Genomic DNA, 13,611 nt, shown 5'->3' with positions numbered 1-13,611 from the left:
TCCTATTTTGTGGTCGCGGCCAGATTGTGAAGCAGAGAAGAACCCTTTGGAGTACCCAGTCCTGTGACCGCGTCCCAGCCGGGGACCGCTTGAAAGCCCTTGACGTTTACCGTCTCTCCACCTTTGGTGCTCTGGTTGTTATTGTATCCAATTGTCACATCATGAAAGTTTTGTTGCTCTCCCGCCCCCTGGGCCAGGCTATAAAGCGTCGGGTTGATGAAGCCGAGGGGATGGCCCGCGAGCTGATTGGCGATGGCCATCAGTCCCGCCCATACAGGTGTGCTCGCGCTGGTTCCACCCGTTAGCGACCAGTTCCCGTTATAATAGAAGCTCATACCTGTGGAGGGATCGGCATTCGCAGAGACATCAGGCAACCCGCGCTGTCCCCCAGATTGCGCCTGTACGGATGAAGGCAGGGCTTTCTGATAGTCTGGCTGCGCGAAAAATTTGCTAAAGCCGCCCCCGCTTCCAGACCAGGCGTGCTCTATAGTTGCCCCTTGACTGCTGGCAAGGGTTGTTCCCCCCACAGCCGTTACCCAGGGAACGTCGGCGGGAAAGGTCACATTGCGTGCATTAACAAGCTTTGTTGAGTTCAGGTCCGCGAAATCGGTCGCGCCCTGATCGCCCGTCCCCACAAAGATCGTCCAGTGATCTTGTAGGGTTGCTTGTTTGTAAAAGTCCGCGTAGCTTTTGATGAGCTGCTGCCCAGCCTGGTCGGCAAGAGTAGCCTCAGATGCTGCCCAGCTCTGAGAAAATATCTGCCCCAGGTGATGGTTGACCGCGTACTCTTCGAGTTGCTTAAACTCGGGCAGTCCTTGCACGCCCTGCGTCTCACTCACCGGACTTGTCATCACGACGATATTGGCCTCGGGTGCCATAGCATGGATGAGCTGCACATCCAGGGTTGTTTCAGTTGCCCAACCCACCATGTCAGAGTCCTGTGTGTTGAACGGCACGGTTCCTAGTGGTGAGAGGATTTGCACACGGGATTGAGGTAGCCCAAATTGCCGGCTGAAAGCATCCAGGTCTTTTTGCAGCGTGGGACTGCCAAAGGAGACAATAACCACAACTGTCTGACCTTTTCCGGTGAATCCCTGTTTGGTAAGAGATTCTACATCATATGCCTGGCGAAGGGTATAGGGGGTATGGCATCCTTGATAGTTTGCAAGCTCTGCCGGACAGGTGGTGATGGCCTGGTCTGCAAAGCCTGGTACCGCTGATGGCTGAGAACTAGCTGTCGCGGTCCCTCCATCCATACTTTTTGAGAAACCAGTAGTTGTACATGCTGCTAATAAGAAGACGAGAAACAAGAACAGTATGTAGCGACGCACGCGGAAAATCATTGTTTTTGAGTACTCACTTCCTGAAAACCTTGCCACGTATAAAAAAATTGACCACCCCTCTTATTATATCCTACAACCTTTAGCTTGACCCGCCCTCAGCGCGCTTCCCTCTCTTGTGACTCTATCTGTCTTTCTATAAGCGTTTTTTTAGAGGATTTCCATGCATTTGCTAAGTTTTAGCTTATGGTTGAGAAGCTAGCAGGTATTAGGACTATATGCCTACATATACGAAGTCAACTTGACCCTTATGGAGATACTCGGGTAAAGTCAAAAAAGATGCTGAAGGGCTGGGATATTGGGTAATGAAAAAAACAGCGCGTTTTGAAGAGTGAAGGAAATATTGTATGTCGTCTACGGATCAGAAATCAGAGAAGTTTACGCAACAGCGCAACGATAACAGCTCATTCTTGTCAAACAGCGCAAGGAATGAACCGTATGTAGAGCAAGCCGCTTTCCCCGAGTGTCCCGCTTCAACGGATGAGTATTCAAGAGACTTCTTTGCACCCAGTGAGGCTCCCTATTTTCAGACCGGGTCTATGCCTACCCCACAAGCTAGCGGTGCCTTATTTGATACAGGTGTCAATCCTCGCGCGACGCGTCAGCTCTCTCTTGATGTGCAGAGCAGGACTGGCCAGTTTTCGGTCACCAAGAGCAATACCACGGCCCTGCGCGTCCCGGTCGTCATCGCGGGTTCTGGCAAGCCTTCAACTGGTATGCGACCCCCTAAGGGGAGGCGCATGGTAGTGCATATCGCAGTCACCGCGCTGTTAATTTGTATTATGGCAGGTACCCTATTGGCGGTCAGTGCGACCCAGGCTCCCGCGCAGATAGGTCCGAATGGCATTGCCAAATCCCTGAGTAATCTCTTTGATAATAAAGGCGACAATAGCGCCTCGTTGCCTGCGCAGGCGGCTACAGCTACAGCGGTAACGCAGGATGGCTTTGATCCGGGAAACAAAACATATGCGGGCGTGACCAATACAGGTCCAACGCTTGGAGATGGCACGAGTAATCACTTCTTCCAGGGTCAGTGTACCTATTGGGCGGCCTACCGCTTTCACCAATTGCATGGCGTCTGGGTGCCCTGGTATGGGAATGCCTGGGAGTGGGCTGGTCAGGCTCGCGCCTATGGTTGGAAGGTCTCTTCGATGCCAACTGTTGGCTCCATTATTGTCCTACAACCCGGCGTACAAGGGGCAGGTGGCTATGGCCACGTCGCAATTGTTGAGTCGATAAATGCCAATGGAACGGTGCATACCAGTAACTATAACTGGTACGCGGCCGGTGGCGGCTTTGGCATTCTCTCCTACTGGGATTTCTCCTATCCTGGCTCAGGTGTCTCTTTCGTCACCGTATAAGTAATCTCATATACATGTTTTTGCTCTAACTTCTCGCACCTATGGTGCTCGCCAGGGGAGAAGATGTGCAGTGTGCTGGCAGCCACAGGCTGCCAGCGCACTGCACATCTTCTATTCTGTTCTTAGAGCTCCTGCCAGTGCTCTAGTAGGCCGCGATAGTGGGTGACCATGCGTTGATGGTAATTGAGGTTGGTTTCCGGGTCTCGTGCCAGGGCCGCCTCATGTTGCTTGAGAAGGAAGCGAGCAGCAGCCAGGGAACGTGGGGCGACGCGCATACGCCGGACGTGTTCTGCCGGGATGGGTTTCCAGGTAGGATCTTCGCGCCAGTTGATATACGGGCAGTTGCGACAACGACTCGCGCAGCAATAGCCGCGACGGATCAAAAAATCGCGTGTCGCAATATATAAACCCTCCTCTGTAACGATCCAATCATCGGTATTATATGTGGTCATGGGCGCGTCTATCCTTGTCTATTATTCTGGTCGGTTGGTTACTCGCTTCATATACGTGGCACCATGCATCATTGTTTCGTATTGTAGCACTGATTCACAACCAGGATGCGCGAGGGTGGGCTAATGGGGCATGGTGAAGTACATTTTGTGCTGGCATAGCGATAGAAAAGAGGGAGCTAGTACACCCATCGTTTCTATCATCAGGTGTGCTAGCTCCCTTCTGTATAGATATTGTCTGAAGGGGATCAGGAGAGGCGCTCAATGATCATGGCGTTGGCCATCCCGCCACCCTCGCAGATCGTCTGGAGACCATAGCGACCCTGGCGGCGCTCTAACTCGTGCAGCAAGACGGTGGTCAGGCGCGCGCCTGAGGCTCCCAGGGGATGACCTACGGCAATCGCACCTCCATTGACATTGACCTTATCCAGGCTGGCCCCGGTCTCGCGTTGCCATGCCAGGACAACGCTGGCAAAGGCCTCATTAATTTCCACCAGGTCCATCTCATCCAGAGTCAGGCTGGCTTTCGCCAGCACTTTACGCGTGGCGGGAATGGGCGCGGTAAGCATGTAGATGGGATTGTCGCCCGCGAGGGAGAAGGCGACGAAGCGCGCGCGTGGCGTATAGCCCAGGCGCTCGGCCACACTACGTTCCATGATGAGGACGGCGGAGGCGCCATCGCTAATCTGGGAGGAGTTCCCCGCGGTGATACGTCCATTGGTCTGGAAGGCTGGCTGTAAGCTCGCCAGTTTCTCCAGGCTGGTATCGGCGCGAATGCCTTCATCCTTGCTAAAAAGAGCGGTTGTGCCATCGGCCTGGTGCACGGGTACCGGAACGATTTGTGAGGTGAAGTAGCCTTCGGCTGTGGCTCGTGCCGCTCTCCGGTGGCTTTCAAGACTATACGCATCTAACTCTGCGCGCGAAAGCTCCCATTTTTGTGCAATCAGGTCAGCACTAATGCCCTGGTGAACGAGCTTATTATCATAGCGCGCGTTCATTTGGGGGCCAAAGGGTGCTCCTGGTCCCTGGCTGGAGGACCCCATAGGTACCCTGGTCATGGATTCGACACCACCCGCGATGACGATATCATAGGCACCGCTTATGACGCCCTGGGCCGCGAAGTGAATGGCCTGCTGGCTGGAGCCACACTGTCTATCAACCGTAGTACCAGGAACACTCTCGGGAAAGCCTGCCGCCAGCGCCGCGTTACGTGCGACATTCAAGCTTTGCTCTCCAACCTGGCTAACGCAGCCAACAATGACATCCTCAATAAGTGAACTATCGAGCCGGGTGCGCTCGATGAGTGAGGCAAGCACATGTCCCAGCAAATCAACGGGGTGCCAATCCTTGAGCTGCCCATTGCGTCTTCCAATGGGAGTACGGATGGCTTCAACGATAACTGCATCTCGTGACGCCTGAATGGTCATGAACGCATCCTCCTGTGTGCTACATTGCACAGAACAAAATGGACCAGCCTTCGACGCTTTTGTGTATGGCAAGGGCGAGACTGGATGATGGTACGCTCTACGGGCAAAAATAAGATGCATAGAAGAGAGAGCAATGCTTCTCGGACTTCAAATATACAATAACACAAATGCGATCTACTTTGCTGGAGATGAGGGTCGGTTTGCTATACTGAGGTGACCGATAGATGGGGATTTATGTATATTTGCCGTGAGCATAGTGGGAGGAAGATATGCAACAGTTTTTTGAGCGAGCTGAACAGATTGTAGGAGACCGGGACCATGGCTCACGCTGGTTGGTGCGTGAAGCGGTGCTCCTGCTGCGCAATCTGGCTATGGAGCAGTCTGCAAACCCGCAGCAGCAGGTGGAGACGCTCTTTGCGGTGGGGCGCAGGCTGGCATTTGCGCGGCCCGCGATGTCGGCCTTGCCCAGCGCGGTCAGCCGTGTCCTATGCTCTACCCATGGGCCAGAGACTGACGTTGCGGTTATCGCGCAGAAGGCGACAGACTTTCTGGAAGCGTATGACGCGGCTATCAAGCAGATTGTAGAGCATGCACGACCAGTTCTCCATGGAAATGTACTGACGTGTAGCCTCTCGCATACATTGGTTGAGGCGTTGGCGGCATGTCGTGAGCGCGTCGAGCAGGTCTATGTGCTGGAGGGGCGTCCACGCTATGAAGGGCGAACGATGGCGCAGCAACTGGCTCTGGCGAACATTCAGGTGACCTTGCTAACCGACGCCCAGGCCGCGATTTTTCTCCCCCAATGCCAGTGTGTGGTGGTTGGCGCGGATAGTCTCCTGGCGGATGGCACCGTGTTGAATAAAGCTGGAACCGCCTTGCTGGCCTGGGCTGCTCAGGGGTACCAGGTGCCTTTGTACGTGTTATGTGAAACCCTGAAGATTTCGTCCCGGCGTTGGAGCGGTGACCCGGCGCAATTTGCGGAGAGAGCACATTTATTGGAGGAGAAAGAGGCCAGCGAGGTCTGGGATCAGCCTCCAATCGGGGTGACGGTGCGTAATTATTACTTCGATGTGACGCCTGCAAACCTGGTTCGTGCCTGGCTGACGGAGCGTGGTAGCTTAACCGTGCCAGAGATCGCCAGCATTGCTCACGAGACGCAGCAGGCCATCCACATGCTTGAGCAGAGATAGAGCTTGTGACGTACCTTTTTTTCAGCTACTCCTGTAGTCCTATCTATTTGGTAAAATAAGGAGATAGCTGTATTCTGATATACAGAACGCCACTTATTTTGGTATGTTATTTATCGCGCAATTATAGTATGCACTTTGTAGAGATGGGGATGTGGATGAAGGAGAGTGCTGTGGAGAACCCACAAAAGCCGCCGGAGAAAGCCGAGGCTATTCAGGAAGAACATCAACTCAAGCCAGAGAATGCGGAGACAATCTCGATCATTCGTAGTAATACACCACGACCGCTCAAGGTCGGGCCTGGCTTTATTATTTCAGAGCAGAGACTGCCCGCAGGGCTTCCTCTCTCGTCACTGTTTCCCGCCAGTGCGCCGGGAGCGCCTCCGCTTCCCGAAGAGATGGCTCCCCTGGATGAGCAGACTCCTCTTAGCCCACAACCCGCGCCTGGAGCACATGAGCAAACGGCATCGGTTATGGAAGATAACCAGGAGTTTGTCTGGCTCTTTGAGTATGCGTTGGAAATGGATGCAACGATGCTCAATAGTCCAGAGGGACTGAATGGGCAGGCCTTGCTCTACGGACCCGCGGTACTCAAGGGCTATCATATTCTCTTTGGTATGACTCCTGGCGATGGGAACAATGGGGAAGGCAATGGTCGGACCATCGCGACAGTCGTTCCGGGTTCTGGCAGAGAGAGCGAGGTCTGGGGCGTACTCTATCGTGTTCCACGGAGCCTGACCCTGCGTAGTAGCAGTGCGCCTTCGCCCTTGGACGCGGCCCATGGAGCCGTTCCGCCTCATCAACTCTTTCATCCAGTCAAAGCCACAGTCCATGAGACGTATCGTGGCCGCGATGTATCCTGTATTATCTACATTGCAACCGAGCGAGTGCGCCAGCAACTGCGTGTATTTTCGCCCTCGTCACACCCGGTCGGTGCGGCGTTTGTGCAGCGCGTCGCCGCCATTGCACAGCGTCAGAAGCTACCCGAAGCCTATCTCAATACCTATCTGCTACCACTTGCGGCGCCAGTGAGCATGCCAGAGCGTCCATCTGAGCGCTCGTTTCTGGGTGTGCCTCTCCCAGTGACAAAACTCCACTCACAGACCGTTCCCTTCTCTGCGGCATCGCCGAGTCTCTATTCCTCGGTCCCCCCCTCCTCGCAAGCCAGAATGCCCCAGCCTCCGCAGATGGCATCCTGGTTTGTGGGTTTTGCCTGGTATCTCTCGGCGCTCTTTCTAGGTGTGCTTTTCTGTGCCTTCTGTCGCGGTTTTAGCCCGGGAAGCGCGTTTCTTGTCGATAATGCGACCCTGTTAGGGGTTCCCTGGCTGGTGTTTGTATACGGCCTGTTGGGGGGCTGTATAAGCTGCCTTATTTCGCTTGGCCGATTGTCTCAGCGCTCGATGGCATTGCTCACTATGCGCCAGGATTCTATGGTCGTAATTATTACCTGGTTTGCGCGTCCATTTATTGGGGCTGTGTTGGGCCTCCTTGTATATCTGTTTCTGGATAGCGGTCTCTTCCAGTTTGAGGGGGTGCTGACGACGCATCCCGATATCGCGTTTTTGTGCGCGGCCCTGGCCGGTTTGTGTGAGTATAAGCTGTTTCACATCAGGCGTCTGCGGTAGCGCGATCCAAGGCGAATTCGCGTATAGCTCCCGATGGGTCGTGGAATGCTGGTCTTGTCGTACCTGTGTTTGTATGGCCTATTGGGGAGTACAATGAAACATGAAGAAGATAGTTTTGGCGAATATGGCTCTCACTCTATTTGGGCTTTAGTATACAAATAATGCACATGGAGGGAGCGGCATGCCCACGTATATTAGCCTGGTGAATTTGACTGAGCAAGGTTTTCAGGAGGCCAGAAGTGTCCCTGAGCGTCTCCATGCCTTCGAGACAGCTGTGCGGGAGGTCGGAGGGAGGCTTGTTGGTTTTTATCTAGCGATGGGACAGTATGATTATATCGTCATCACCGAGGCGCCAGACGATCAGACCACTACGCGCCTCATCTTAGGTACCATTGCTCAGGGTAGCATGCACACGCAGACCATGCGGGCTTTCCCTCGTGAGGAGTTTGAACAGATTGTGCGTGGCCTCTATTAAACGTGATTGACGGGAGATGCATGTGTTAGCAACACGTCTTCTGAGTCCGCGAGGAGAGGACAAAGAGGTGCCTCTCCTCTTATGCACTTGCTCTACTCGTGAAGGTCTGGACCCTGGAAGATGGCGCGTACCAGGCGTTCAGGATCATGGCGCGCCAGGGTGTCACCCTCGAAGTTGAGCTGCTCAGTGGTTATATTGGGTACTAGTTTGCTAAGCCGATTGTGATCGACGCTCACTGGCTCGCTTCGCTCCTCCAAATATTTGGCGCGCAGGTCTGGAGAAAAGGTTCCGGTATTGACGATAACCCGGTCGACGCGCGCTCCCAGGTAGCGATGAATTTCATTGACAAAATCTGAGGCCTTATAGCCATCTGTTTCTCCATGCTTGGTCATTAGGTTGCAAGCATAGACCTTCTCGGCTTCCGACTCACGAATGGCTTTGGCAATATCAGGCACCAGCAGATTGGGGAGGAGGCTGGTATAGAGGTCGCCCGGACCAATAATGATGGTGTCTGCCCGGCGAATGGCGCGAATGGCCTGGGGGCAGCCCGCCACGTTCTCAGGCATGAGGCGCAAGCGATGAATAGGAGAGAGGTCGGTGAGATTCTTCTTGCCTCGTGTGTCGATGACCGTCTCACTACAGATGGTGCTTCCATCTTCCAGGTCGGCGCAGAGCGTGGTCGGGTCGAGGGTAACTGGTACGACATTGCCCGCTGTCCCCAGTAACTCCTGGGTGTCTTCAATTGCGAGTAATAGGTTGCCGCCGTTGATATCTTGCAAGCCTTTGATAATCAGGTTTCCCAGGCTATGACCACTGACCCCTCCCTTGGCCTGTTCCTGCGTTCCCTCGTCATCTCGCTCAAAACGATGCATGAAGACTTCACGCCAGAGGGCACCATGACGCGCCAGCGCTACCAGGGACTGGCGGAGATCGCCCAGAGGAAGTTGCCGGTGAAACTCGTCCATAAGCATACGCGAACTGCCACCACTGTCGGACATGGTCACAATCGCGGTGATATTGAAAGGGTATTTTTTTAGGTGGGATAACATGGAGAAGGTGCCTGATCCTCCCCCAATCGTTACAACCCGCCGCCCTTCAAAACGATCTCCCAATTGATAATAGCCTTGCATCGCTCGTCTCCTGGGGCTGGTTCTTGCAGCATTCTCTTCTGGTTGCTGTGTATCGTCTGTATACATGGTTATACTATCCGGTTTCTATGCTGATTCCTCGCTTGCGGAGGAAGTGAGTTGCGTGTTTCTGTCTATGTGGGCCTCTATGTGTCAGTCTGTATACTTGCTCCTCAGTCTATCACGGCCCCTGACGTCCTGCAAGGAAGCAGCAGCCAGGTAAATGCAGAATCGGTGTAGATACTGTAAGTCCTACGTTCTTGTGTAAAAGTAAATATTAGATTATACTGTGTGTAACGGGAATCTCTCTATCACTTTGTGGGCGCGGTGTTAGAGATGTAAGATCTCCCGTTTGTATTTTATTACCCCCTTTTATTGTAGTCTTTCGTTAGAAAATACTTACTCCTTCGCATAGAAGTGTGTTATAATTTCACATATTTTTGTGTAGAAGAGAGGCGCTCATGACGAATCGCCTGGATAAGCAGTTAATATTGTATCGCGCTCATCTACAGTTAGAACAAGGGCAACACGAGAGTGTGTTTGAGATCTTGCAGGACTGTGTCTCCCAGGATGACAAGCAGCAACAGGAAGTTGCCTATCTCTCAGGTTGGGCCTATGTGCTGGGCAAGCAATGGGACGAGGCTGAGCGTATGCTCTCGCCAATGCTAGATGCCCAAACGCAAGAGTTCGGTCGTACTATTCAGTTAGAGCGAGAACGTATCGCGTTTTTCTTGCTTGTTCTGGGACTGGTAGCCAATCACCTGGCGTTCTATGAGGATGCCTCGCTGCACCTCTCCACGTGTTTAAAAGTATTGCATGTCCGGCGGATTCACCTGCCCAAGGTGCGGATGCAAGCGCGTTATTCGCTGGGAATGGCCGATCTCTTGAAGGGGCAACCCCAGGCCGCGCTCCAGAGCTTTACTGAGACGCTCAAGCTCTGCCAGCATTACCAGGAAACGGAAATGCCCGCTCGGGTGTATCATGGCCTTTGTGAAGCCTACCAGGCTATTAGCGCGCATGAGCAAGCCTATGAAGCCGGGCAAGCATCCCTGCTTCTCTATCAGCAACACTCTGATCATCAGCAGAGCGCCTCATTGCATCAAGCACTTGGACAGATCTGCTTCCATCTCGAAAAGTATCGTAAAGCGCGCGAGCACTATACTCAGGCGTTACAGACGGCGCAGGAGATGCAAGATCTCCTATTGCTAACCACTAATCATGCCCTGCTAGCTGAATTATGCCTGGCTGAGTGCAGATTAGAGGAGGCCAGGCACTATAGCCAGCTCGCTATGGCGCATGTCGAGCAACTGAGCAATCCTGCCATGCAGAGTAAGGTCTACGTGGCAATGGGAAGGGTGAGCTGCGAGGAAGCGATGCATATGGAGAGTGAGGCACAGAAGAGCCTGCTGGAGACCACAGTCACTTATTTTAAGCAGGCACTTGAGGGTTTGAAGCGCATCCAGGCGCATCAGGAGATGGCAAATCTCTACAGCTTACTGGCGCAAACGTTAGAGATGCTGGGGCGTGAAGAAGAGGCGTTATTGTGCTGGCGCTCGGGCTTTAAGGTCTTGCAGGAGTAGAGAAGCTCGAAACGTCATGCGCCGCGTCAGCGGCGCATGACGTTTCGAGCTTCTCTACTCAGCCTTCAGGCGTAGCAGCATGATGCTATGCCAGAGGTTCCATATGCCAAAGAGCAGAATGGCGAAGGTGGTCAGCGTGGCCTGTCCCGTCGAAGGCGCGCTGGCGACGCCAACCGCGCTTCCGCTCAGCAGTGCTGCGACCGCCAGGGCCATATAGCTAAACCAGAGCCAGTTGCCAGGCCAGAGGCGCTTACCTGCGCGGGCAATCATAGCACCAAAGAACATGGAACTGATGGCAATCAGGCCAATGCTAACGGTATTGGTCGTAATGGTAAAGATGGCATCAAACGTCCCTATGTTGACGGGGGCCTCTCCCGTTTGCATAAAACCATGGCTGGCGTTCAGGAGATAAATGGTCCCCAGGACGGTTCCAAGCACAAATAAAACGATTCCAGCCGTTCCCGTCCAGACCGCAATGATCGCGAAGCCCTTGCCTCGCCAGGCAAATTCAGGCATCGTGTTCTCTTCTGTTGTCTCTTCTTCAGGCTCAATTTCGTTGGCTTCGGTCTCTTCTTCAGCGAGCTCTTCTAGCTCTTCATTTTCTTCTAGCTCTATCTCGGCTTCGGCAATACTCTCTTCATCGGGCGAGCGGCCCAGGATTTCTTGCGCTACAATAATGCGATAGAGCGTATAAGGCATGGTGAAGAGAATGGCGAAGGCAATAGCGAGCAAGCCGCGATAAATAACAAAGAGTGGCGTGTGGTTGCCCAGCCAGAAGAGATAATCGTTGAGATGACCCATGGTACGAGTATCGCTAAAGCCAGTGGGGTTCAGCACCAGCACCTGGTAGAGCGGAATTGCTACCAGCAGGAGGAGCGAACTCACCAGGTAGTAGAATCCGTTAGTGCGTAGTCGTGCTAATAAGCTGCGCTTTCTCATCAGTGCCTAACCTTCTTCTTTCTTATGTCGCATCATAGAGTATCGCAGAAAAACTCAATCTTCACAAGAGTTACTTCTGATCCGAAATAAGGAGGCTTTTATGCCACGAGATCTTCCACTGGGCAATGGCCACTTGCTTGTCAACTTTGATAAAAGCTATAACCTGCGCGATATCTACTGGCCACATGTTGGTCAGGAGTTACATACCGCGGGCGATATTTCGCATACAGGTATCTGGGTGGATGGGCAGTTTGCCTGGCTTGACGCGCCAGAGTGGCGGCGAGAGCTTCTCTATGAGAAAGAGACGCTGATAACCCATGTCACGCTGGAGCATCCACGACTGCAGGTGCGCCTGGTGTGCGCGGACGTGGTAGATTTTGATCGCCCAATTTTGATTCGGCGGATTGAGGTCACAAACCTGGCTGGGCAGGCGCGGAATGTTCGACTCTTCTTCCACTACGATTGGCATATCTGGAACGACCGGGATGCCAATACGGTCTTTTACTACCCCCAACAGCAGGCGTTGATTGCCTACAAGCAGCAGGGCTATTTTCTGCAGAGTGGGCAGGTGGGCCAGGGGGAGCAGCGTGTGACGGGCGTGAGTAGCTGGGCCACAGGCGTCAAAGAGGTGAATGGCGCGGAGGGGACCTGGCGCGACGCTGAAGATGGGGAACTTGGGTGCCACCCTATCGCGCAGGGCTCCGTGGATGGCACCATTGCCCTCCACCTGCCAATCATCCAGGCAGGAAAGAGCGAGCTTGCCTATCACTGGCTCACGGTCGGCTCGAATCTACCTGCGGTTGTACAGCTCGATCAGCTCGTGCGTGAGCGTGGTGCTGAAGGCCTGCTTGAGCGCACACGTAACTACTGGTTGTGTTGGGTGAACAAGCAGGGACAGGCCTTCGCGGACCTGTCACCCGAGCTGGTTGATCTCTATAAACGTAGTTTGCTGGTGCTGCGCACGCAGATTGACGCGGGTGGCGCGATCATGGCGGCCAATGACGCGGATGTCCAGCATTACAATAACGATAGCTACTCCTACATGTGGCCACGGGATGGCGCCCTTGTCGCCAATGCCCTGAGTCATGCGGGCTATGGCGAGATTACGCGTAGCTTCTTTGACTTCTGTGCTGGCGTGCTGACGGAGGATGGCTACCTGTTGCACAAATATAATCCAGATCGCTCCTGGGGCAGTAGTTGGCAGGCCTGGGTCGATGACGAGGGAAAGCCCCAACTCCCCATTCAGGAGGATGAAACGGCCCTGGTGATCTATAGTCTCTGGCAGCACTACCTTTGTTTTCGCGATGTCGAGTTTGTAGCTCCACACTTCCGTTCCCTGATCGTTCCCGCAGCCGATTTTCTCATTTCCTATCGTGAGCAGACGACGGGCCTACCTGGTGCCTCCTTTGACCTGTGGGAGGAGCGGCGCGGCATCTTAGCTTTTACCAATGCCGCGGTATACGCTGGCTTGCAGGCGGCGGCCAACTTCTCTAGCTTCTTTGGCGAGAAGGACCTGGCGGCAAAGTACCAGGCGGCGGCCGAAGAGATTAAAGTAGCGACCATCCAGCATTTCTGGGATGAGCAGCGAGGGCATTTTGTGCGTATGCTTGTTGTCGAGCAAGATGGCACCATTCGCAAGGATGCCACGCTGGATAGCAGCCTGTGTGGCCTCTTCCTCTTTGGGATGCTGTCGGTGAATGATCCCCAGTTGCGCGCGACGATGCAGGCCCTGGAGCAGGTGCTCTGGGTGAAGACCGAGGTGGGTGGTATGGCGCGCTACGAGAACGATTACTACTATCAAGTCACGCACGATATGACCCAGGCGCAGGGAAATCCGTGGTTTATATGTACCCTCTGGCTTGCGCAGTATCGTATTGCCTGTGCGCAATCGCTCGATGCCTTGCACGAGGCGCTTCCACTCCTGGATTGGGTGCATAAGCATGCATTAGCCAGCGGCATCATGGCCGAGCAGGTCCATCCTTTTAACGGTGAGCCGCTGAGCGTCTCACCGTTGACCTGGAGCCAGGCCGAATTTGTCATGACCATTCGCTGGTACCTGGGAAAATATGCGCATCTACAGGGGAAATAAGATATACTGATG

Annotated in this window: 11 protein-coding genes; 6 read left to right on the top strand and 5 right to left on the bottom strand. The window is 53.8% G+C overall.

Features of this window, described 5'->3' with window-relative positions; all coding sequences use genetic code 11:
- Window positions 1-2: 2 nt before the first annotated feature.
- On the bottom strand, window positions 3-1,256 hold the full coding sequence (locus KRAC_RS24365; protein ID WP_169460938.1) for a S53 family peptidase: 1,254 nt from the start codon (window positions 1,254-1,256) through the stop codon (window positions 3-5).
- 431 nt (window positions 1,257-1,687) lie between these two features.
- On the opposite strand from KRAC_RS24365, the gene KRAC_RS62380 reads away from it, so the two are divergent.
- Complete coding sequence (locus KRAC_RS62380; protein ID WP_007911730.1) at window positions 1,688-2,701, top strand: CHAP domain-containing protein; 1,014 nt, start codon at window positions 1,688-1,690, stop codon at window positions 2,699-2,701.
- A gap of 122 nt (window positions 2,702-2,823) precedes the next feature.
- Here the strand turns inward: KRAC_RS62380 and KRAC_RS70260 are convergent, their stop codons facing one another.
- Together KRAC_RS70260 and KRAC_RS24350 are read right to left on the bottom strand one after the other, a co-directional pair.
- Window positions 2,824-3,153, bottom strand: a complete 330-nt coding sequence (locus KRAC_RS70260; protein WP_007911728.1) for a DUF5522 domain-containing protein — start codon at window positions 3,151-3,153, stop codon at window positions 2,824-2,826.
- Window positions 3,154-3,398: 245 nt separating this feature from the next.
- The gene (locus KRAC_RS24350) at window positions 3,399-4,577 is read right to left on the bottom strand and encodes a thiolase family protein (RefSeq protein ID WP_007911726.1); all 1,179 of its coding nucleotides are present in this window, start codon (window positions 4,575-4,577) and stop codon (window positions 3,399-3,401) included.
- 269 nt (window positions 4,578-4,846) lie between these two features.
- On the opposite strand from KRAC_RS24350, the gene KRAC_RS24345 reads away from it, so the two are divergent.
- The 3 genes from KRAC_RS24345 to KRAC_RS24335 all read left to right on the top strand — a co-directional run bounded on the left by KRAC_RS24345 (window position 4,847) and on the right by KRAC_RS24335 (window position 7,864).
- Window positions 4,847-5,767 carry an eIF2B alpha/beta/delta subunit family protein gene (locus tag KRAC_RS24345; RefSeq protein ID WP_007911724.1) on the top strand — a complete coding sequence of 307 codons (921 nt, stop codon included), beginning with the start codon at window positions 4,847-4,849 and terminating at the stop codon, window positions 5,765-5,767.
- 170 nt (window positions 5,768-5,937) lie between these two features.
- Window positions 5,938-7,389 (top strand): gamma-glutamylcyclotransferase family protein, encoded by a 1,452-nt coding sequence (locus KRAC_RS24340; RefSeq protein ID WP_007911716.1) that lies wholly within the window; start codon window positions 5,938-5,940, stop codon window positions 7,387-7,389.
- A gap of 181 nt (window positions 7,390-7,570) precedes the next feature.
- The gene (locus tag KRAC_RS24335; RefSeq protein WP_007911714.1) at window positions 7,571-7,864 is read left to right on the top strand and encodes a GYD domain-containing protein; all 294 of its coding nucleotides are present in this window, start codon (window positions 7,571-7,573) and stop codon (window positions 7,862-7,864) included.
- Between the two features lie 92 nt (window positions 7,865-7,956).
- On the opposite strand, the gene KRAC_RS24330 is transcribed toward KRAC_RS24335, so the two are convergent.
- The gene (locus tag KRAC_RS24330; RefSeq protein WP_007911707.1) at window positions 7,957-8,994 is read right to left on the bottom strand and encodes a gluconeogenesis factor YvcK family protein; all 1,038 of its coding nucleotides are present in this window, start codon (window positions 8,992-8,994) and stop codon (window positions 7,957-7,959) included.
- 458 nt (window positions 8,995-9,452) lie between these two features.
- Between KRAC_RS24330 and KRAC_RS24325 the strand changes: the two genes are divergently transcribed.
- On the top strand, window positions 9,453-10,571 hold the full coding sequence (locus KRAC_RS24325; protein ID WP_007911706.1) for a tetratricopeptide repeat protein: 1,119 nt from the start codon (window positions 9,453-9,455) through the stop codon (window positions 10,569-10,571).
- A 54-nt stretch (window positions 10,572-10,625) separates the two neighbouring features.
- Here KRAC_RS24325 and KRAC_RS24320 read toward each other — a convergent pair whose 3' ends face one another.
- Window positions 10,626-11,510 (bottom strand): hypothetical protein, encoded by an 885-nt coding sequence (locus KRAC_RS24320; protein WP_007911704.1) that lies wholly within the window; start codon window positions 11,508-11,510, stop codon window positions 10,626-10,628.
- A gap of 100 nt (window positions 11,511-11,610) precedes the next feature.
- On the opposite strand from KRAC_RS24320, the gene KRAC_RS24315 reads away from it, so the two are divergent.
- The gene (locus tag KRAC_RS24315; RefSeq protein WP_007911702.1) at window positions 11,611-13,599 is read left to right on the top strand and encodes a glycoside hydrolase family 15 protein; all 1,989 of its coding nucleotides are present in this window, start codon (window positions 11,611-11,613) and stop codon (window positions 13,597-13,599) included.
- Window positions 13,600-13,611 lie beyond the last annotated feature (12 nt).

The sequence above is a fragment of the Ktedonobacter racemifer DSM 44963 genome (assembly GCF_000178855.1).
GTDB classification, from domain to species: Bacteria; Chloroflexota; Ktedonobacteria; order Ktedonobacterales; family Ktedonobacteraceae; genus Ktedonobacter; species Ktedonobacter racemifer.
Note: the sequence above shows the minus strand (reverse complement) of the source record. Positions and strands in the feature narration are given on the sequence as shown.

Excerpts from the sequence above, each read along its gene's own strand:
- KRAC_RS24365 (WP_169460938.1), bottom strand. The coding sequence starts at position 1,256 with ATGGATGGAGGGACCGCGACAGCTAGTTCTCAGCCATCAGCGGTACCA.
- KRAC_RS62380 (WP_007911730.1), top strand. The coding sequence starts at position 1,688 with ATGTCGTCTACGGATCAGAAATCAGAGAAGTTTACGCAACAGCGCAAC.
- KRAC_RS70260 (WP_007911728.1), bottom strand. The coding sequence starts at position 3,153 with ATGACCACATATAATACCGATGATTGGATCGTTACAGAGGAGGGTTTA.
- KRAC_RS24350 (WP_007911726.1), bottom strand. The coding sequence starts at position 4,577 with ATGACCATTCAGGCGTCACGAGATGCAGTTATCGTTGAAGCCATCCGT.
- KRAC_RS24345 (WP_007911724.1), top strand. The coding sequence starts at position 4,847 with ATGCAACAGTTTTTTGAGCGAGCTGAACAGATTGTAGGAGACCGGGAC.
- KRAC_RS24335 (WP_007911714.1), top strand. The coding sequence starts at position 7,571 with ATGCCCACGTATATTAGCCTGGTGAATTTGACTGAGCAAGGTTTTCAG.
- KRAC_RS24330 (WP_007911707.1), bottom strand. The coding sequence starts at position 8,994 with ATGCAAGGCTATTATCAATTGGGAGATCGTTTTGAAGGGCGGCGGGTT.
- KRAC_RS24325 (WP_007911706.1), top strand. The coding sequence starts at position 9,453 with ATGACGAATCGCCTGGATAAGCAGTTAATATTGTATCGCGCTCATCTA.
- KRAC_RS24320 (WP_007911704.1), bottom strand. The coding sequence starts at position 11,510 with ATGAGAAAGCGCAGCTTATTAGCACGACTACGCACTAACGGATTCTAC.
- KRAC_RS24315 (WP_007911702.1), top strand. The coding sequence starts at position 11,611 with ATGCCACGAGATCTTCCACTGGGCAATGGCCACTTGCTTGTCAACTTT.